General features: G+C 56.7%; 18 protein-coding genes and 1 tRNA gene. 7 read left to right on the forward strand and 12 right to left on the reverse strand.

All coding sequences use genetic code 11. The features are described 5' to 3' along the window. Nucleotides 1-18: 18 nt before the first annotated feature. Nucleotides 19-1953 carry a molecular chaperone DnaK gene (gene dnaK / locus ABCS64_RS07690; protein WP_418891275.1) on the forward strand — a complete coding sequence of 645 codons (1935 nt, stop codon included), beginning with the start codon at nucleotides 19-21 and terminating at the stop codon, nucleotides 1951-1953. A gap of 178 nt (nucleotides 1954-2131) precedes the next feature. Continuing rightward, nucleotides 2132-3268 carry a molecular chaperone DnaJ gene (gene dnaJ, locus ABCS64_RS07695; protein ID WP_418891276.1) on the forward strand — a complete coding sequence of 379 codons (1137 nt, stop codon included), beginning with the start codon at nucleotides 2132-2134 and terminating at the stop codon, nucleotides 3266-3268. Between the two features lie 794 nt (nucleotides 3269-4062). Here dnaJ and ABCS64_RS07700 read toward each other — a convergent pair. From ABCS64_RS07700 to ABCS64_RS07740, 9 genes are all read right to left on the reverse strand, one after another. Further along, complete coding sequence (locus tag ABCS64_RS07700; RefSeq protein WP_418891277.1) at nucleotides 4063-4371, reverse strand: chaperone modulator CbpM; 309 nt, start codon at nucleotides 4369-4371, stop codon at nucleotides 4063-4065. Beyond that, nucleotides 4368-5360, reverse strand: a complete 993-nt coding sequence (locus ABCS64_RS07705) for a DnaJ C-terminal domain-containing protein (protein ID WP_418891278.1) — start codon at nucleotides 5358-5360, stop codon at nucleotides 4368-4370. Before ABCS64_RS07705 ends, ABCS64_RS07700 begins: the two co-directional genes overlap by 4 nt. A gap of 1019 nt (nucleotides 5361-6379) precedes the next feature. Next, nucleotides 6380-7372 carry a TRAP transporter substrate-binding protein gene (locus ABCS64_RS07710; protein WP_418891279.1) on the reverse strand — a complete coding sequence of 331 codons (993 nt, stop codon included), beginning with the start codon at nucleotides 7370-7372 and terminating at the stop codon, nucleotides 6380-6382. 96 nt (nucleotides 7373-7468) lie between these two features. Further along, a complete protein-coding gene (locus ABCS64_RS07715; RefSeq protein ID WP_418891280.1) occupies nucleotides 7469-8746 on the reverse strand; it encodes a TRAP transporter large permease subunit in 1278 nt (425 codons plus the stop codon). Then, nucleotides 8743-9225, reverse strand: coding sequence for a TRAP transporter small permease (locus ABCS64_RS07720; protein ID WP_418891281.1), 483 nt, complete (start codon nucleotides 9223-9225; stop codon nucleotides 8743-8745). Before ABCS64_RS07720 ends, ABCS64_RS07715 begins: the two co-directional genes overlap by 4 nt. 166 nt (nucleotides 9226-9391) lie before the next feature. Next, nucleotides 9392-10435, reverse strand: a complete 1044-nt coding sequence (locus ABCS64_RS07725; RefSeq protein WP_418891282.1) for an L-idonate 5-dehydrogenase — start codon at nucleotides 10433-10435, stop codon at nucleotides 9392-9394. A gap of 39 nt (nucleotides 10436-10474) precedes the next feature. Then, nucleotides 10475-11476: a 3-dehydro-L-gulonate 2-dehydrogenase gene (gene yiaK / locus ABCS64_RS07730; protein WP_418891283.1), complete on the reverse strand. Its 1002-nt coding sequence runs from the start codon at nucleotides 11474-11476 to the stop codon at nucleotides 10475-10477. A gap of 120 nt (nucleotides 11477-11596) precedes the next feature. Then, the gene (locus ABCS64_RS07735; RefSeq protein ID WP_418891284.1) at nucleotides 11597-12589 is read right to left on the reverse strand and encodes a Gfo/Idh/MocA family protein; all 993 of its coding nucleotides are present in this window, start codon (nucleotides 12587-12589) and stop codon (nucleotides 11597-11599) included. Between the two features lies 1 nt (nucleotide 12590). Continuing rightward, the gene (locus ABCS64_RS07740) at nucleotides 12591-13070 is read right to left on the reverse strand and encodes a NanQ anomerase/TabA/YiaL family protein (RefSeq protein ID WP_418891285.1); all 480 of its coding nucleotides are present in this window, start codon (nucleotides 13068-13070) and stop codon (nucleotides 12591-12593) included. Between the two features lie 506 nt (nucleotides 13071-13576). On the opposite strand from ABCS64_RS07740, the gene rpsP reads away from it, so the two are divergent. From rpsP to rplS, 4 genes are read left to right on the forward strand one after another with little or no spacing between them, the layout of a single operon-like run. After that, nucleotides 13577-13828 (forward strand): 30S ribosomal protein S16, encoded by a 252-nt coding sequence (gene rpsP / locus ABCS64_RS07745; protein WP_418891286.1) that lies wholly within the window; start codon nucleotides 13577-13579, stop codon nucleotides 13826-13828. Nucleotides 13829-13852: 24 nt separating this feature from the next. Next, entirely contained in the window at nucleotides 13853-14395 is a 543-nt protein-coding gene (rimM, locus tag ABCS64_RS07750; RefSeq protein WP_418891287.1) for a ribosome maturation factor RimM, read from the forward strand. Between the two features lie 29 nt (nucleotides 14396-14424). Next, nucleotides 14425-15207 (forward strand): tRNA (guanosine(37)-N1)-methyltransferase TrmD, encoded by a 783-nt coding sequence (gene trmD / locus ABCS64_RS07755; RefSeq protein WP_418891914.1) that lies wholly within the window; start codon nucleotides 14425-14427, stop codon nucleotides 15205-15207. A gap of 3 nt (nucleotides 15208-15210) precedes the next feature. Next, complete coding sequence (gene rplS, locus ABCS64_RS07760) at nucleotides 15211-15600, forward strand: 50S ribosomal protein L19 (RefSeq protein WP_418891288.1); 390 nt, start codon at nucleotides 15211-15213, stop codon at nucleotides 15598-15600. A 511-nt stretch (nucleotides 15601-16111) separates the two neighbouring features. On the opposite strand, the gene ABCS64_RS07765 is transcribed toward rplS, so the two are convergent. The 3 genes from ABCS64_RS07765 to ABCS64_RS07775 form a co-directional block, all read right to left on the reverse strand. Beyond that, a tRNA-Thr gene (locus ABCS64_RS07765) sits at nucleotides 16112-16187 on the reverse strand. Between the two features lie 98 nt (nucleotides 16188-16285). Beyond that, nucleotides 16286-17671, reverse strand: coding sequence for an alanine/glycine:cation symporter family protein (locus ABCS64_RS07770; protein WP_418891289.1), 1386 nt, complete (start codon nucleotides 17669-17671; stop codon nucleotides 16286-16288). A gap of 54 nt (nucleotides 17672-17725) precedes the next feature. After that, entirely contained in the window at nucleotides 17726-18487 is a 762-nt protein-coding gene (locus ABCS64_RS07775) for a pilin (protein WP_418891290.1), read from the reverse strand. A gap of 89 nt (nucleotides 18488-18576) precedes the next feature. Between ABCS64_RS07775 and ABCS64_RS07780 the strand changes: the two genes are divergently transcribed. Then, complete coding sequence (locus ABCS64_RS07780) at nucleotides 18577-19746, forward strand: adenylate kinase (RefSeq protein WP_418891291.1); 1170 nt, start codon at nucleotides 18577-18579, stop codon at nucleotides 19744-19746. Nucleotides 19747-19776 lie beyond the last annotated feature (30 nt).

Below are 19776 nucleotides of genomic sequence, written 5' to 3' on the forward strand. Positions count from 1 at the left end.
TTTGTAAAGGATAGAGATATGGGAAAGACCATCGGCATCGACCTCGGCACCACCAATAGTTGCGTCGCCATCATGGAAGGCGGCACACCGAAGGTGATTGAAAACTCGGAAGGCGCACGCACGACGCCTTCCATCGTCGCCTACACTGAAGACGGCGAAATTCTCGTTGGCGCGCCAGCCAAACGGCAGGCGGTCACGAACCCCAAGAATACGCTGTTCGCGGTCAAGCGCCTGATCGGGCGCCGCTTCGAGGAAAAGGAAGTCCAGAAGGACATCGGTCTGATGCCTTTCAAAATCATCAAGGCCGACAATGGCGATGCCTGGGTGGAAGTGCGCGATCAGAAAATCGCGCCGCCGCAGGTTTCCGCCGAAGTGCTGCGCAAGATGAAAAAGACGGCCGAAGATTATCTCGGCGAAGAAGTGACCGAAGCCGTCATCACCGTCCCCGCCTACTTCAACGATAGCCAGCGTCAAGCAACCAAAGACGCCGGCCGCATTGCCGGGCTGGAGGTCAAGCGCATCATCAACGAACCGACCGCAGCCGCGCTTGCTTTCGGTATGGACAAGAAACAGGGCGACAAGAAAATCGCCGTCTATGACCTCGGCGGCGGCACCTTCGATATTTCGATCATTGAAATCGCCGACATCGAGGGCGAACAGCAGTTTGAAGTCCTCTCGACCAACGGCGACACCTTCCTCGGCGGTGAAGACTTTGACCAGCGTCTGATCGACTACATCATTGAGGAATTCAAGAAGGAATCCGGCGTTAATCTGAAGTCCGACGTACTGGCGCTGCAACGCCTCAAGGATGCGGCGGAAAAAGCCAAAATCGAGTTGTCGTCCAGCCAGCAGACCGAAATCAACCTGCCTTACATTACGGCCGACGCTTCCGGCCCGAAACATCTGGCGCTGAAAATTACGCGCGCCAAGTTTGAATCGCTGGTTGACGGCCTGATCGAACGCACGATCGATCCATGCCGCACCGCCCTCAAGGACGCCGGCCTCAAGGTATCCGACATCGACGACGTGATCCTCGTCGGCGGGCAAACACGCATGCCCAAAGTACAGGAAAAGGTCAAAGAATTCTTTGGCAAGGAACCGCGTCGCGACGTCAATCCGGACGAGGCCGTTGCCGTCGGCGCAGCCATCCAGGGTGGCGTGCTGCAAGGCGATGTCAAGGATGTGCTCCTGCTCGACGTGACTCCGCTCTCGCTCGGCATTGAAACGCTGGGCGGCGTGATGACCAAGCTGATCCAGAAGAATACGACGATCCCGACCAAAGCCTCACAAGTCTTCTCGACGGCCGACGATAACCAGTCGGCGGTGACTATCCACGTTCTGCAAGGCGAGCGCGAGATGGCTTCCGGCAACAAGAGTCTCGGCCAGTTCAACCTGACCGACATTCCGCCGGCGCCGCGCGGTATGCCGCAGATCGAAGTCACCTTTGACATCGACGCCAACGGCATCCTGAACGTTTCGGCCAAGGACAAGGCGACCGGCAAGGAAAACAAAATCCGCATCCAGGCCTCCAGCGGGCTGTCCGAGGAAGAAGTGCAGCGCATGATGCAGGATGCCGAGCAGCACGCCGAGGAAGACAAGAAGGCGCACGCGCTTGCCGAAGCACGCAATCAGTGCGACGCACTGGTCCATATGGCGAAAAAATCGCTGAGCGAGCATGGCGCCGAACTCTCCGGCGAGGAAAAATCGGCGCTCGAAACCGCCATCAAAGAGGCCGAAGAAACCGCGCGCGGCAATGATATCGACGCCATCAAGGCCAAGAGCGAAGCGCTTGGGCAAGCGGCCCAAAAGCTTGGAGAAAAGATGTACGCCAAGCAGCAGGCTGCCGGCGCCAGCCAGCAGGATGCGGCGGGAGATTCCTCCGGCGGCGCGTCCCATCAGGACGATGGCGACGTTGTCGATGCCGAATATACGGAAGTCAAAGACAAGCATTGAGATCACAACGCGGCAGCTAAAAGGTGGGGCGAAACATTCGCTCCGCCTTTTGCTTTTGTGCATCTTTGCCCTGCCCGACGGCGGCACGCAGCAAAATGATCGATGAAACGTTGATCGTGAATCACGCGTAGGCACCGGATTCGGGGAAATTATTTTTTTATTTACGCAGTCACCAGCAATGTCAAAGCGCGACTACTACGAAACGCTCGGCGTCAACCGCGATGCGTCCGACGATGAGCTGAAAAAGGCCTACCGCAAGCTGGCCATGAAATACCATCCGGATCGCAACCCCGACAACCCCAAGGCCGAAGCCAACTTCAAGGAAGCCAAGGAAGCCTACGAAGTGCTCTCGGACAGACAGAAACGCGCCGCCTATGACCAGTTCGGTCATGCCGGCGTCGACCCGCAGGCGGGGATGAGCGGTTTTGGCGGCTTTGGCGCCGGCGGTTTTGCCGACGCCTTTGGCGGAATTTTCGAAGAAATCTTTGGCGGCGGTCGCGGCGGCGGCCGCACCAGTGCCTATCGCGGCGCCGACCTGCGCTACAACATCGAGGTCACGCTCGAACAGGCCGCGTTCGGCACCGAGACCAAAATTCGCATTCCCACCATGGAAACCTGCGAAACCTGCAAAGGCACAGGCGCCAAGCCGGGGACGCAGCCGACAACCTGCACGACCTGCCACGGCAACGGTCAGGTGCGGATTCAGCAGGGTTTTTTCTCGATCCAGCAAACGTGCCCGCAATGCCACGGTTCCGGCAAGATGATTTCCGATCCCTGCACAGACTGCCGCGGCGCGGGGCGCGTCAAGCGGCAGAAAACGCTGTCGGTCAAAATTCCCGCGGGGGTCGATGAGGGCGACCGCATCCGGCTTTCCGGTGAAGGCGAACACGGCATCAATGGCGGCCCGCCCGGCGATCTCTACGTCCAGATTCAGCTCAAACCCCATTCGGTCTTCCAGCGCGAAGGCAACGACCTGCACTGTGAAATGCCCATCAGTTTTGCCACAGCGGCATTGGGCGGCGAAATCGAGATTCCGACGCTGGACAATGCCGCCAAAATCAAGATTCCGGCGGAAACCCAGTCAGGCAAAACTTTCCGCCTGCGCGGAAAAGGCATCAAAGGCGTACGCAGCCACGCTCCCGGTGACCTGTTCTGCCATGTCGTCCTCGAAACGCCGGTCAATCTCACCGAACGCCAGAAGGAACTACTGCGCGAACTCGAAGAAAGCACGCATGGAGAGGGGAAAGGGAATCGCCACAACCCGCGTGCCTCCTCATGGATAGACCGGGTTAAGGAGTTCTTCTCGGCGGACTGACAGCCTGACAGCCTGCGCCGCCGTTTTTCTTCTACCCATCCGGCCTTTGTCTCTCTTTTTCGCCTTCCGCCACCTGTTCCGTCCTATCGCTTCATAGGCAACGCCCCTCTCTGTTCCACGTATAGCGGCCGTTTCAGGGCGGGCAGGCAGCTGCTCGATCCATCATTTTGAGGAAGCGGAAGAACGCGAATCGAGCGGGGAGCTGGGCAAAATTCATGCTGAAAATCTTTGTAACCCGTACGCTGTAAGACTCCCATGAGCTAAAAACTTTGAACGCAAAGAATCCCTCTCTGCCTCTCAAAACTCGCAGAACAGCATGCATGTAGCCCGAAAACCATCCGCCGCCATCTCACCAAAGCAAGCGCCAAGACCCATCCCAAAAATAACCGGCGTGTATTGGCACACCTCGCCGTGCGACCGATACAGCCGTTGACGGCCTGCCCTGAACCCCGCGTAAAACGGGCGTTTCCGGAGGGGCTGCCCGCTAGCCCACTATTTACGAGGGTTCCCGGCCAACCTATCTGTAAGCTCAGTATTTACGGGCGTCCCAGATTTGCCTATCCGCTAGCCCACTATTTACGCGGGTTTCCAGCCTACATACCGGCAAATGCCCGGTTGACAAGGGCTACAGAAGCGGCTCGGCCGCTTTATGCACGGTAATGATTTTATCCACCGAGCCATTGCCTCATCTCTACGCGCCACACTGTCCGCGATTCACGGCGCTCCGCCCGCGGGTTTAACGCTCCCGTTTTTCCAGACAACAGGCCGCCGACGGCAGCCCCCGGCCGGTTTTTCTACAATGCTCCGATTTTTCTCTGATTGGCGCGCAGCCGGGCGATCTCATCCTGCAAATCCAGAACCAGCGCCGCCAGTTCGGGCAATGCATCAAAATCGCGTTCCAGCGCCAGCAGCCGATGCACACGGCGAATTTCGCTGCCGCTGAAGCGCCAGGCGGCCGGGTTTTCACCGCTCGCCGGCAGCACGCCCGCCTGCACATGCAGCGCAATCCATTCAGCGGATACACCGCAGATCGCGGCAAATTCGGCGCTCTCTATCATCTGCTCGTCGATAATCACGGCAGAACAAATCTCCTGATGGTTCATCGTGCTTGACTCCCGTTAGTCTGGCCATCGTCGCTTCCCCAGCCTGCGCGGGGGTCGAACGGCAATTCGCGTGCCATCGTTTCATACAGGGATTTTGCCTGTGCGCTATCGGCTTCAGGCAGCATGATCTGCAAATTCAGATAAAGATCCCCCGCCGGCTTGCCCGGAATGCCTTTGCCGGAAACCTTCATTACGCGGCCGCTTTGCGCGCCGGGCGGGATCCGTACATTCACTTTTTGTCCAGCAGGCAGCGGGATGGTGATCGTTGCGCCCAGCGCCGCTTCCCAGGGCGCGAGCGGCAGGTCGAGGTGCACATCGCGGCCATTGACGCGGAAACGCGCATGCGGGTTGAAATTTACTTCAAGGTAAAGATCACCCGCCGGCCCGCCACCAACGCCCGGCGACCCCTGACCCGCCAGCCGGATCATCTGGCCTGCGCGCACACCCGCCGGAATTTTGACGTTAAGCGTCCGCTCCGCCAGCACAACGCGCCCATCGGCATCCCGCTGCGGCATACGCAGGGTCAGCTGGCGCGTACTGCCCGCCCAGGCATCGTCAAGGTCGATGACGATGCGCGCATGGTGGTCTTCGCCGCGCCCACCGCGCCCACCAAACCCGCGCGCAGTGCGCTGTCCCGCCTGATGCCCTGCCCGGCCGAACATCTGCGCGAAGAACTCGCTGAAATCGGCGGCTTCGCCAGAAGCGCCGCCCATCCCGGAAAACTCGAAACCCGTGTCCCAGCCGGGCGGCGGCCGAAAATCCTGCCCGGCCTGCCGGCTTTGTCCGAGGCTGTCGTAAGCGGCGCGCTTTTCAGGGTCGGAGAGCACGGCATAGGCTTCATTCACCTCCTTCATGCGCGCTTCAGCATCGGCTTCCTTGGAAACATCCGGGTGATACTTGCGCGCCAGCCGGCGATAACTCTTGCGGATTTCATCCTCCGTCGCCGTCCGCGCCACACCCAGCGTCTGATAGTAATCCTTGAACTCCATGAATTTCTCCCCACACACGGGAAATCGAATCGTTAAAAAATACGTATCCGTGCCGCATGCCGCTCGGCCTGCAAACACATCGCGGCATCCGCGCGCTGCGTGCTTGACGGCTCCGCGTCTCGGTACGGAATTGCCTGACGGAGAATGATATACCCGCAGCCTTAATATGGCGTCGTTCAGATCGATTAATGATCGGTACGCGATCATACGTCGGCCGCATGGGCAGTGTTTCACCTTGCCGCGCACCTTGTGCCCCGCTGTCCGCCAGTCCGCCGCCTGGCACGGAACGCATAGCGTCAAATATCTAAGAATCGTCACTGCGTTGCGCCGCCTGGCCGTACGCCTTGTACTGTCTACGGCGGCCCGGAAGTCCGCATCCTTTGGACGTTTCAGACAGGGCGGCGCTGAATCCCGCGCCAATTCCCGCGCCAATTGGGCGTTTGCCGGCAGGCAAGCCGGAAACCCACGTAAATAGTGGGTTTGCGAATAGGCCACCCGGAAACCCGCGTAAACACTGGGCTGGCGGGCAGCCCCTCCGGAAATGCCCGTTTTACGCGGGGTTCCGGGCAGGCCGTCAGCGGTTGTATGGATCAGACGCGAGCCTGCCGGCCGCAGCGGAGCGGAATGATCCGTCGGCCTATACTCCGCGTCTTTTGGGCGTTCCAGCAGGGCTGCTTCTGAATCCCGCGCCAATCGGGCATTTGCCGGTAGGCAGGCTGGGAACCACCGTAAATAGTGGGCTTGCGGATAGGCCATCCGGAAACCCGCGTAAACATTGGGCTGGCGGGCAGGCTCTCCGGAAAAGCCCATTTTACGCGGGGTTCGGGCCTGCGCTCCGTCATTGCCGGCGCCTGCCTGCATTGCGCGTTAAGCGCGACGGGTTGAACGTCTGCGGCGGCGGCGCGCCTTGCTGGGCTTTTTTATCTATTCAACCCTCTTCACCAGGCATACGAAAAAGCCCTCCGGAAAATCCGGAGGGCTTGGTAAAAACGGCCTACTTACAGGGCTATCCAGGCGCGCTACTTCGCATCGCAGAGCGCGTCGATCGCCTTGATGATGTCTTCGCCGCCAAACTTGTCGGTGAAGGTCTTGCGCCCCGGTTTGGTGGCTTCGAGGAAAGGTGCGGGATCAACCGTTTCAATGACCTGCATGCCAGCCTTTTTAACATCGGCAACGATTTTCGCCATGTTGTCGTTATTGAGCTGGCGTTGGTATTGCCCAGCCTCGCGCGCCGCTTCGATGATCGCCTTCTGGTTTTCGGGCGAGAGCGAGTCAAACTTCTTCTTGTTCATCACGACGATCAGCGGGCTGTAGGCATGGTTGGTCAGACTCAGGTATTTTTGCACTTCGTAGAGTTTAGCTGACCAGAGCACGCCCAGCGGGTGTTCCTGCGCATCGACGGTCTTCATTTCCAGCGCCGTGTACAGCTCGGCCACCGGCATCGGCACCGGATTGGCACCCATGAGCTTGAACGCTTCGATATGCGCGGGACTGCCCGTCGTGCGCACTTTCAGGCCTTTGACATCCGCGGGAGTTTTGACGGCATGCTTGTTGTTAGTCAGCTCGCGCCAGCCATTGTCCCAATAGGCCAGTCCTTTCATGTCGAAGGCTTCCATCTTGTCGAGGAGATCCTGGCCAATTTTGCCGTCCAGCGTGCGGTAGGCATGTGCCGTGTCCTTGAAGATGAAGGGAATATCGAGCACGCCCAATAGCGGCACGAGGCCGCTGTAATTGCCTGAGCCGGAGACAATCATGTCAATGGTGCCGCCGCGCACGCCGCTGATCGCCGCGTCAAACTTGCCGAGCGAGCTGTCGGGAAAAACCTTCAGGTCGAGCGCGCCCTTGGTCTTGGCTTTGAGCAGTTCATTGAATTTCTGGCCGGCTTTGAACTGGGTATCGGCACGCGGCGCTTCGGAAGCAAAGCGCAGTGTTTCGGCCTGCGCCGCTCCCAGCGCACCGGCAAAGAGCGCGGTGGACATCAGTGAAACAAGGGCGAGTTTCTTCAGTTTCATAAAGGATCCTCCTGGTAAAAAATGGTGATGCACACATTACGCATATACCGACTCAAACCGGCCGGCCAAACATGCAACCGCATGTCAATCAGGCGCTCATGAAATCCACCGCAGCGGAGCCAAGATCAGCTGCGGGAATATGGTCATCAGCACCAGTAATCCAAGCATGCTCAAAAGATAAGGCAGCACGCCCTTGACGCACTCTTCAAACGGCAGACGGGAAACGCCGGCAATGACATTCAGCACATTGCCAACCGGCGGCGTAATCAACCCGATCGAGCAGTTCAGGATGAACAGCACGCCGAAATAGACAGGGTCGATTCCCGCATCGACGATCAGCGGCATCAGCACCGGCACGAGGATCAGCACGGTGGGCGTCAAATCCATCACCATACCGACCACCATAATGAACACCATAATCGCCAGCATCAGTAGCACCGGCGAACCGACCAGCGGCTGCATCATCGCAACGACCATGTCCGGCAATTCAGCCAGCGTAATGAGGAAAGCGGAAATCGCCGAGGCCGCCACCAGCAGCATCACGACCGCCGTCGTTTCGGCCGCAGAAAACAAGACTTCGAACAGATCGCTGAATTTCATTTCCCGGTAAATGAAAAGCGCGATAAACAAAGCATAGATCGCAGCGATGGCCCCCGCTTCCGTCGGCGTGAACATCCCGCTGCGGAAACCGCCCACAATGAGTACGGGCAGCATCAGCGCCCAAAGGCCTTCCTTGACCGAACGCCAGACTTCGCTCGAAGCGCTTTTCTCACTCACCGCCGTCCCGACCGCACGCGACTGCCACCACCAGACGAATGAAAGCACCGCGCCCATCAGAATCCCCGGAGCAATGCCGGCAAGAAACAGCTTGGAAATCGAAACGCCGCTCGCCACACCGAAAATAATGAACGGAATCGAAGGCGGAATAATCGGCGCGATGATGCCGCCTGTTGCGATCAGCCCCGCCGATCGCCCGGGCGCATAACCGACCTTTGCCATCATCGGCAGCAGCACCATCCCCAGCGCCGCGGTATCGGCGGCGGCCGAACCGGAAAGGCTGGCCATCAAAACCGAAGCGATGATCGCCACATACCCCAGTCCGCCCCGCTTATGGCCTACGAGTTTGAGCGGCAGATCGACGATGCGCTTGGAAATGCCGCCCGCGTTCATCACTTCGCCTGCAAGCACAAAGAACGGGATGGCAAGCAGCGGAAAGCTGTCGGCGCCATGGATCAGGTTCTGCGCCATGATCTGGATATCGAACATATCCAGATGCACCATCAACGCCAGGCCGCATAACAAAAGAGAGAAAGCGACGGGAACACCAATGATGATGCAGCCTAAGAGACTGGCGAGAAAAATAAAAACCGTCATGGGGCCGCCCCTTCTTCAACATGTGTCGTCATATTTCGCCACAAGCGGACGAGCAAGGCGATGCCGACACACACACTGAAGGGGATTCCGGAAAAATACAGCACGCTGGCGGGAATGCCGCTGACCGGAAGGTAATTGGCCGTATTGAGCAGCGTCAAACGCCAGCAACCGACGGCGATCATTATGCAGCAGGCGAGCATACCCACATTCCCCGCAATCGAAACCAGACGTTTGAGCATCGGGGGAAAACGGTTCAGAAAAGTATCTACGCGCACATGCCGCCCCCGGACAAAGGCGGAAATAGCCCCCAGAAAGGTCAGCCAGACAAAGAGGTAACGGCCGATTTCTTCCGTCATCGTCAGGTTCGAATTGAACCCGTAGCGCAAAACGACGTTCAGAAAAACGAGTATCGTCATGGCCGCAATGATGAGTACCATGATCCAGCGCAACAGCCGCTCGGCGGCATTTAATATCGGCATATCCACTACTCCATTCCGTGCAAGCATATCGAACGCCGGTAAATATGCAGCTAAGCAACAAGCCCCATTCCGGCATTCGACGATAGCGCGCAGCCTGGTACCGCTACGGGCGTTTTTCTGAGACACAGTCCGACGGCCGCGCCCTGACCGGGCGCGGCGGCGGCACTCATGCAAACGACAACTGAACCTTCAATTGTGTCGAACGGTCACGCGCGATCTGGAAGGCTTCGGCAATCCGTTCCATCGGCAGCGTTTGGGTAATGATCGGCTTGACATCAATGCGCCGTTCACGGATCAAGGCAGCCGCCACCGCGTACTCTTTGTGGAAGCGTTGCGAGCCAACCAGCCGAATCTCCTTGCCGACCAGAGCATTGACAGGCAGATCCGCGCCGCCCGAAATGCCGACCTGGACGATCGTGCCGCGCGGACGGACTACCGGGAAAGCCTGCTTGAGCACGGCGCCAACGCCCGTGCATTCAAAGGCCACGTCAAAATAGCCCTTTTCGACCGAATAATCGTGCATCAGCCGATCCGGCTCTTTGGCCGAATTGATCACCGCTGTCGCGCCCATTGCCAGCGCCGCATTGAGCGGGGCTTGCGAAATATCCATGGCAATGATTTCCTGCGCCCCCGCAACGCGCGCCGCCCCAATGAGCAGTGCGCCGATCGGCCCCGCTCCCGTCACCAGTATGCGCCGCCCCATCAGGTTTCCGGCCTGATTGAGCGCATGGACGCAAACGGCCAGCGGCTCGGCGCAGGCGGCTTCACCGAGAGAAACCTGATCTCCGACCAGTTCGCACTGATAGTCCTCGGCCACCAGATGATCGCGAAAAGCGCCATCCGTATGGGGCGTCAGCATGGCGCTGCCAAAAAAGCGCATGTTCAGGCAATGCTGCTGTTCGCCGGACAAGCAGAATTTGCAGGTATCGCAGGGACGGCTTGGGCTGAGGGCGACGCGATCGCCCGGACGCACGCGCGTTACCTTATCGCCCACGGCTTCTACCGTACCGGCGACTTCATGACCGAGGATGATCGGCGCCGTCACGCGAATGGTGCCGATGCCGCCTTCCCAATAGTAGTGAATATCCGAACCGCAAATGCCTCCAGCTCCCACCCTGACGAGCACCTGGTGCGGCCCCACATCGCCGACCGGGCGGGTTTCAATACGCACATCTTCCTGTTTGTAAAGCACACACGCGCGTGTTTCCATGTTTTTCCCCATTAAAAAGTCAAACCAACTATCCAGAATCTAGAGCAATTTGATTTTTTCCCAGACGGCATCGTCAACAGGAATGCCGTTCGCCCTATTGGCGCGCCGTATCGCCAATGAACTCTCGCCGGGATAACGCACCGGCTGCGCCGGATCGACAGGCGTTGAACCATGCAGGTCATCGAGCACGGCCTTGACCGCCGACGACAGAAAATCATCGCCCGCGATCCGCATCGCATCCATCGCAATAAAGACTTGCGACATGCCATATTCTTCGCCAAGCTGGCCGACGCCGACGGTTGGGCGCCCGCCCGACAGTACGGCTGCCACCAGATCCAGCACGATGGACAGCGCCGACCCTTTCCAGTAACCGATCGGCAGCACGCGCCAGGTCTTGGCGATTTCAGCGGGATCGCAGGAAAGCTGGCCTTGTGCGTCGTACCCCCCGGGCACAGGCAACAACTGGCCCTTCATCGCCTTGCTTTCCATCTGGCCATAGGAAAACTGCGCCATCGCCATATCGACAACGATATGGCCGTCCTTATGCGGCACAGCCATCACGAAAGGGTTGTTGCCGATGCGTCGATCCATTGCCCCCCAGGCCGGCATATTCGGCTGCGTGTTGGTCCAGCAGATGCCGATGCATCCCGCTTCAGCCGCCTGCCAGCCATAACTGCCGCCACGCAGCCAATGGTTGGTATTCGCCAGACCAACGCCGCCGATACCGTGCATGCGCGCCAGTTCGATGGCACGATCCATCGACAGTTTGGCATTGACATTGCCCAGGCCGAGGTGGCCATCCCAACGCTCGAAAGCGCCCAGACTCGCCACCTTCGTCGGTTTGGCGTTGAGCTTGATATAGCCTTTGTCGATATATTCGACAACACGCGGGAAACGGTTGACGCCGTGCGAATACACGCCATCGCACGTCGTTTCCGCCATCAGCTGCGCCGACAGGTCGGCAGTCGCCTCATCACAGCCTTTTTTGACCAGAACGCGCTTGAACTCGTTTTTCAGCGTTTCAAAGCTAACCCGCGGCATTTGGTTTCCCTCCTGGTTGATACATTTGATCCGGCCACGCTGCCGCATCGGATATTACCTCACCTGCCCGCCTCCCGACACGCTCATGCAAGCCGCACGTTCAACAGTCAACGCCGTCGTTCAATAGCCGTTCTGTCGGCGATACGCTTTCAGCACCTCATCAGCAACCCAAGTCGAACGTACGGCGCTTTCGACATCGCCCGGACACGTGGCTTCGCCATTGAGATCATCGACGATGCTCTGAATGAATGGCTGCTGTACGTGCTGCGGATTGGGAATATCGGCCTCGACGCAGCCTTCGCCCGTAATCAGTTTAAGCGGCTTGTCGGAAAAAAACTCAAATACGATGCGACCGCGCGTGCCAACGATCTCCACATTGTCTTCACCATGATCGCAGACGTAGCACCACGAGCCATAGCCTTGCACACCGCTGGTATGGCGCCAAACCGCCGTCACCGTATCCTCGACATCGTATAGCCCGGCATGATTGCCGGCGATACCGTGCACTTCCTCAATAGCGCCAAACAGGAAATCAAAAATATCGAGTTCATGAATCCCCATATCGAGAAATTTACCGCCGCCGGCAATTTCCGGTTTCAGCCGCCATGGCAATGTAGCGCGCGAGAGATCTTCCGGCGCGGGCTTCTGGTGTTGCACGGCGCGTATGCATAGGGGTTGGCCGATTGCACCGCTGTCAACCCATGCCTTGACTTTCAGGAAACGCGGCATGGCACGACGATAAAACGCAACGAACAGGCGCACACCTTGTTGAGCGCAAATATCGACAATTTCGCGGCACTCTCCGAAACGCATCGCCATCGGTTTTTCAACATAAACGTGCTTGCCCGCCCGTGCCGCCTGCAAGGCCAGGGGTTTATGCGAAGACGGCGGCGTGGCGACATAAACGGCGTCGATCTCCGGGTTGGCCAACAGCGCCTCTGTTGATGCATAAGCATTCGGCACGCCATGCCGCTGTGCAAACGACTGCGTCATCACCATGTCAGCGCTGGTCACGCCCAGCAGCGCCGAATTTTTTGATTTATAAAACCCGGGCCCGCTCTTGACTTCAGCCACGGCGCCGCAACCAATCATCCCCCAGCGAATCACGGACATATCAGCCTCCCGCCAGCAGCGAAACCTTGACTTTTATGACAACCTTGCGGATTGCTTCAGGCTGGTCAGCGGCACAACCGGGACGATGCACATCGCTCGGCATAAAAATGGCAAAACAGCCCGGCATCATGGACAACGTCGATTCATTTTCCACACCGGAATAGAACAGAAGATCACGCTCGGCAAGAAAGTTCTCGGCAACCGTATTTTTACCGCTATCGGGCACTACGCCGATATTTTCTCGACCGGACACCAGAAACTGCACATCGATATACTGCCGATGCACCTCAGGCCGTGTTTCGCAGAAAATCTTGGTCGTCATATCGATGACCTGTACGTAGATATCTTTGCCCTGCAGATCGTAATTACCCGCGGGCAGGCGGGTGAAATCGGTCTTTTTCAAGTGCTCAATGGCGAGCTTCAAAGGCTGCGGGAGCCAGGAAAAAGTTTTCTCAAAATCATTGATGTGTCCAAAAATCATGAGCTTCTCCTTGATGTACAACAGCCTTCATGATTAACGACGGTTCGTTTTCGGCACATCCTGCCGGCGCAACCGCTCAACCGCCACCGATCCCAACACCCAGATGCCTTGGCCTCAATATGTTGTACACGCTAGCGTACTGTATCGACTGCGGAGCCGCCCTCTTATCGGCACCCAAGGGAAGAATATTAATGCCGCTTGTAGATGTCAAGGCAAGGAAAATCACGCTTCCACCGCCTATTTTATTGAAGAATAATCAACGGTAAATTTCACCACTCAGTTTACATCTGTGCCCGCGCCACAACGCTCTTTCGAGCCAACCGATACCATCGACACCGCAATCACAGCACGCGTATGTGCATTCAGCGGAACGTGATTCATTTTTAGGGCGCCATACGGTTTCAAAATTACGGAAACAATGCCAAACCATATTCATTGAATACGGATTTGTCTTATAATGGGCGATCGTTATAATTTTTCGATTTTTTAGGCTGGAATAAAATCTTATGATCGTGATTCGTCTTGCTCGCGGGGGCGCTAAAAAGCGTCCTTTCTATAGTGTTGTCGTCGCTGATTCACGCGCACGTCGTGATGGTCGTTTTATTGAGCGCATTGGTTTCTATAACCCGGTTGCCGCAGAAAATGAGGAATCATTGCGCATTTCAGCGGATCGACTGAACCATTGGCGTCAGCACGGCGCTCAATTGTCAATGACCGTCACTCGTCTTGCCAAACAGGCCGGCGTGCAGATCGCCTAAGTATTTCTGAAGCAACAACAATCCGTGTCTGTCGAAGTCTCAGCGCCACGGATAGTCGTCCTTGGGAAAATCGTTGCGCCCTACGGCGTGCGCGGAGCTGTCAAGGTTTTTCCATTTGCCGACGACCCTTTGGCGTGGGGCAGATTACCACGGTGGTGGCTGAGGCGTGAAAATAACGCCGCAGAATGCTGGCAACCGATTGAAGTGCGTCGTTGCAGGCGGCAAAAAGAGTTCCTGGTCGTAGAATTAGGCGCCCTGCAAGATCGTGACGCTGCTGAAGCCCTGCGGGGAGTTTTGATTGGTGTGCCTCGTGAAGCCTTACCACCAACCGGACAGGGAGAATATTACTGGGCTGACCTGATTGGTCTTGAAGTGGTCAATACACGGAACCAAATATTAGGCCGTGTACTGGGTTTGATCGAAACGCCCGGAAACGCCGTATTGCGTGTCGGTAAAAGCGAAGATGACACAGAGCAAGAGCGTCTGTTACCGTTTGTCGAATCGGTTGTTTTGGATGTTGATTTATCGACGCAGCGACTTTGCGTCAATTGGGAAATAGATTGGTAACACTGACTGACGCGGCAACTATACCGGAAATGCTGGTTGCTGATGTAATCACGCTGTTTCCCGAGATGTTTGTTGCCGTGACTCAATCGGGCGTGACACGAAGGGCACTGGAGGAGGGGCGCTGGGATATCTGTTTTTGGAATCCACGCGAATTTGTCAAGGATACGCATCGTACGATTGATGATCGCCCCTACGGCGGCGGCCCGGGCATGGTCATGATGGCAGCCCCCCTGGAATCGGCCATTACGGCAGCCAGGACGCGCCAACAGGCAGCAGGCATTGGTACAAGCAGGGTTATAGTACTTTCGCCGCAGGGCGGCCCATTGACGCACCAGCGTATCATGACATTTGTCCAGAATGTCGGCAAGGAAGGCTTGATTATCCTTTGCGGTCGTTATGAAGGCATTGACGAGCGTCTGATCGAACGTTGCGTCGACGAGGAAATTTCGATTGGGGATTTCGTGCTCTCGGGCGGTGAAATTCCGGCGATGGCACTGCTCGATGCCATTGTCAGGCAATTGCCGGGCGTATTGAACGATACGGCTTCGGCACAGGAAGATTCGTTTGTCGCGGGTTTGCTGGATTGCCCGCACTACACACGGCCAGAAGAATACAATGGCCAGCGCGTGCCGGATGTATTATTGTCCGGCCACCATGAGCAGATTCGCCGCTGGCGCCTGATGCAGGCGCTGGGACGAACATGGCAGCGGCGTCCCGACTTAATGATGGGACGCAGGTTGTCGAAAGAGGAAACGCAACTCCTTGCGCTGTATAAGGAGCAATGCGGTCAGTCAACTAAAAAAGGAGTATGAAAAATGAATCTGATAGCACAACTAGAACAAGAGGAAATTGCCCGTCTGGGAAAAACAATTCCTGAATTTGCACCGGGTGATACGGTCATCGTTAAGGTCAAGGTAAAAGAAGGCAACCGCGAGCGTTTGCAAGCCTATGAGGGCGTCGTCATCGCCAAACGCAACCGCGGCCTGAATTCCAGCTTCATTGTCCGCAAAATTTCATCTGGTGAAGGCGTTGAAAGAACGTTTCAGACCTATTCACCGCTCGTAGCGGCAATTGAAGTCAAGCGGCGCGGCGATGTGCGTCGGGCCAAACTGTATTATCTGCGCGAGCGCTCCGGCAAATCGGCGCGGATCAAGGAAAAGCTGGTCCGCAAGCAAAAACCCACCCCTGCGCCGTCGGCAGAATAAACCTCAGCGTTATCTGCCGGCCTGTAGGCCATAGGTCACACAAGCACAAAAGGCTGCGCGATCAACGCGCAGCCTTTTTTATGGATGCAAGAGCTCCTCAACGCACTGCTTGCATCAACGCCAAGACAAGAAGCGGGATCGCTTTACCCAATGGCGTGGAGGAGCTAGTAGGAACGCAGGTGGTCTGTGGAAGTGACGATGATGCATCCAAAGCATCTGCCCGCCGGCCCTTGCATTTAGCGCATCCTCAAAGGAATGCTCTGAAGCCCTTATAAACAGGGCGTTTCAGAAGGGGCTGCCTGGAAGCCCTTGTATTTAGGGCATCTCCAGCCCCCTGCCCGGAACACCTTTATCTACGCGGGGTTCAGAGCCCCCCATCGGAGGCGCCCAATCCGCGCGTCAACATAACAATCCAGCGATAGTTCCGGCGGCAAAAAATGAAAAAGCCGCGCGATGGCGGCTTGCTTTTCATTCACGGAGCTTTTTGAATAATCCGTGCGATCAGGTTTTCTGGTGCCGCTGGGCGGGATCGAACTGCCGACCTTCGCATTACGAATGCGCTGCTCTACCAGCTGAGCTACAGCGGCGATCCGTCAAACCTGACAAACGTGAGCGGCGGATTATATCAGTCCCGGCGTATGATGCAAACCCGATCCAGAAAATCTTCCGGCTGCTTACGCCCTCGCTACAAGTCTTTGCGTTGCAGATAATCTTCCAGCAGCGCCCGTACGTCATGGCGCAGCAGAAACAGGGCGATCAGGTTGGGAATGACCATAAAACCATTAAACATATCCGAAAGATTCCATACCAGATCGACCTTGCCCAGCGCACCCAGCACAACGGCCACCAAAACCAGCAGGCGGTAAACATTCAGGAACTTGTTTTGGAAAAGATAACGGATATTTGATTCACCAAAGTAATACCAGCCGATGATCGTTGTAAAAGCAAAAAAAGTCAGGCAAACGGCCAGTAGTTTTTGACCAAAGCCGCCAAAAGCGATATGGAACGCTTCCTGCGTCACGGCCACGCCTTTCAGGCCGAGTAAATTGGCATCCGTCACCAACACGATCAGTGCCGTTGCCGTACATACCAGCATAGTATCAACGAAGACGCCGACGAATGCCGCCATCCCCTGCTGCACGGGATGCTGCACATGCGCAGTCGCATGGGCGTGCGGCGTCGAACCCATCCCGGCCTCATTCGAGAACAGGCCGCGCGCCACACCGAAGCGGATGGCTTCGCGCACCGAGATGCCCGCCAACCCGCCGCCCAGCGCCGCTGGATCAAAGGCCCCCACGACAATTTGCCGGATCATGGTGGGGATATGCTCACTGAACATAAATAGAATTATCAATGCGCAAATGATGTAAACCACGGCCATTAAAGGCACTACCAGTTGCGCAAACTGGGCGATGCGATGAACCCCGCCCCAAACAATCATGCCCACCAATACAGCGATGACGATGCCTGTTGACAAGGGCGGTAAATGAAAAGCCACCGTTATAGCTGACGTAATTGAGTTGGATTGCGTCGCATTGCCGATAAAGCCTAGCGCAATAATAATTGCCACGGAAAAAAAACCAGCCAGCACTTTGGCGGCTGAAATGCCGATCCTCGGACCCAGGCCATGTGTAATATAAAACGCCGGGCCACCGATATATTTCCCGTCGCTCAAAACACGATACTTCTGCGCCAATACGGCCTCGGCAAAGATCGTCGCCATACCAAAAAATGCAGACAGCCACATCCAGAAAATCGCCCCCGGCCCGCCTGCCATGATGGCCGTCGCCACACCGGCTACGTTACCCGTGCCGATCTGCGCCGAAACCGCTACGGCCAATGCCTGAAATTGCGACAGTAACTGCGTATCCTGAACATCCGCTCCTTTGCTTTTATTTTTGTTGAACAGCCCGCCAAAAACCGTGGAAAAAGCTTTGAAGAAGCGGGTAACCTGCGGCGCGCCCAGATAGATAGTAAAAAACAAGCCAATACCCACCAAAGCATAAATCAGTAAATACTCCCAGAGTACGGTATTTACCGCGCCGACGACTTTTTCTAGTAATGCTTCCATGCTTACGACCCATCCTTAACGCAAAACAATCTGATGAACATCCGGAGAATCCGCTCAATAGATGCTTCCGGTAAAGCGGCAATCGGCGATCTGCTCAATGCTGGGGAAGTCCTTGCTCTCGCACTGCCAGCCGCGAATTAAATCGGCCGCGCTGTCGGGGATCAATACCACCTCGCCGCGGGGCCGAGGAGCGAAGCGTAACACAATGACGCCGCCCGCCTGAATATCTACCGACTCCAGCACGTTGCTGGGCGTCCAACCGGCGTCGTAACCCAATGCATCCAGGCTGGTCGGCATGACGCCGTTGGCGGCAAAATATTCGGTGATGCCCGCCCGTAAAACCGCGGCGCTGCCGATGCCTTGCCGCAGCCGTTCCTGATCAACAGCTTCGGCGACCGCCGCCAGCCGCTCTTCCCGCCGCTTTTGCTCCTGCTCTTCCGCGCGCCTGGCTGCGTATTCCGTGACGGCGTCCACCGCTTCTTCTTGCGCTTTCTGGCGTTTCTTTTCGATGCCTGCATTGATTTCCCGGATCATTTCCTGCCGCCGCTCCTGCTCGTGGCGTTCAAGAAAAAAGTCGTACAACGCGAGCGCAGCGCCCGTCGATACGAGCGACCCCAGTATGATCAGCAGAAGCGTTTTAAACGGAGACATGGCGTGAGTACGTAAGCGCGCTAAGAAATCCGGGCGGAGAAGAGTAAAAGTAGAAGGGTAAAAGTATATAAGGCGCAGGCGCATGATTGGCCGCCCGCACGTTACACCGTATTTTCCGTCATTGACGGCCGCATACAAGATGCGGATACTGCATCCGGTTTTCATTTGTGATGTCCGGCAATTCGCAGCGCATCCGGCGCCTGGAAAGATCTGCCGGCCCGATCCACTCAACGACTTCCTGGAAGCAAACCGCCATGCTAAACATTGCCCTCTTCGGCCCGCCCGGCGCGGGAAAAGGAACGCAATCGGAACACCTCGTCAAAGAATACAACCTACTTTATATCTCCACGGGCGATCTGCTAAGGCAAGAGATCGCCGACCAGACGCCGCTCGGTATCCAGGCCCAGAGCATCATTGCCGCAGGCGGCTTGGTTTCAGATGAAATCATCGTACAGATCATCGAAAAGACGATCATTGACCATCCGGGAGCCAACGGTTTTCTGTTCGATGGCTTCCCTCGCACCTATGTGCAGGCCTATATCCTCGAAGGGCTGATGCTCAAGCTAAATACCTCACTGAACTGCCTGCTCAGCCTGAATCTGCCGGAGGAAGTCTGCGTCGAGCGGCTACTCAATCGCGGCAAGACATCGGGACGCAGTGACGACAACGAAATGGTGATCCGCAATCGCCTGCGTGAATATAACGAAAAGACGATCCCCGTCCTCAGCTTTTATCGTGAAAAAGGGATCTGCTACGACATCGACGGCACGCGCAGCATTGAGGAAGTTACACGCGAACTGGATGCCATTGCCGCCAACGAGCTGAAAAAGCAGCCTCTGAACATCGTTTTGTTCGGTTATCCCGGATCAGGGCGCGATTCGCAGGGTAAAGCGCTTGCCGAGCGCTACGGACTCGAATTCATCTCGACCAACGAAATGCTCGAAAACGAGATCCGGAACCAGACGGAAATCGGCAAAACGGTCATTGATCTCTACAACAACGGCCAGCAGGTTCCCGACGAGATCGTCGTACAGCTGATCGAACGACGGCTCAACGCCAACGCGAATGCCAAGGGCTTCATCTTCAAAGGCTTACCGCGCACACTCGTTCAGTCCTATATTTTGGACGGTCTGTTGAAAAAACGCGGTAGATCGATTTCCATTGCGCTCGAACTTGAAGTGCCTCTACTCGATTTGGTCAGCCGCCTCGATGAACGCGGCAGGAGCGGACATGGCATGTCCTACGATTCCAGCGTAGCCAAGATCATCGAGCGCCTCAGGGAACACGAATCGAAAACCCTGCCGGTCATCGCCAAATATGCCCAGCAGCATGGATTGGTGAAGGTTGACGGCACCGGCACCTTTGATGAAATATTCTCTAGGCTTTGTGCCGAAGTTGAGAAAAGCATCAAAAATCCGCGCTGAAGATATGCCCCGTCCCCAGCCAACACCGCA

Origin of the sequence: Dentiradicibacter hellwigii (genome assembly GCF_041770905.1) — a bacterium.
GTDB lineage: Bacteria > Pseudomonadota > Gammaproteobacteria > Burkholderiales > Rhodocyclaceae > Propionivibrio > Propionivibrio hellwigii.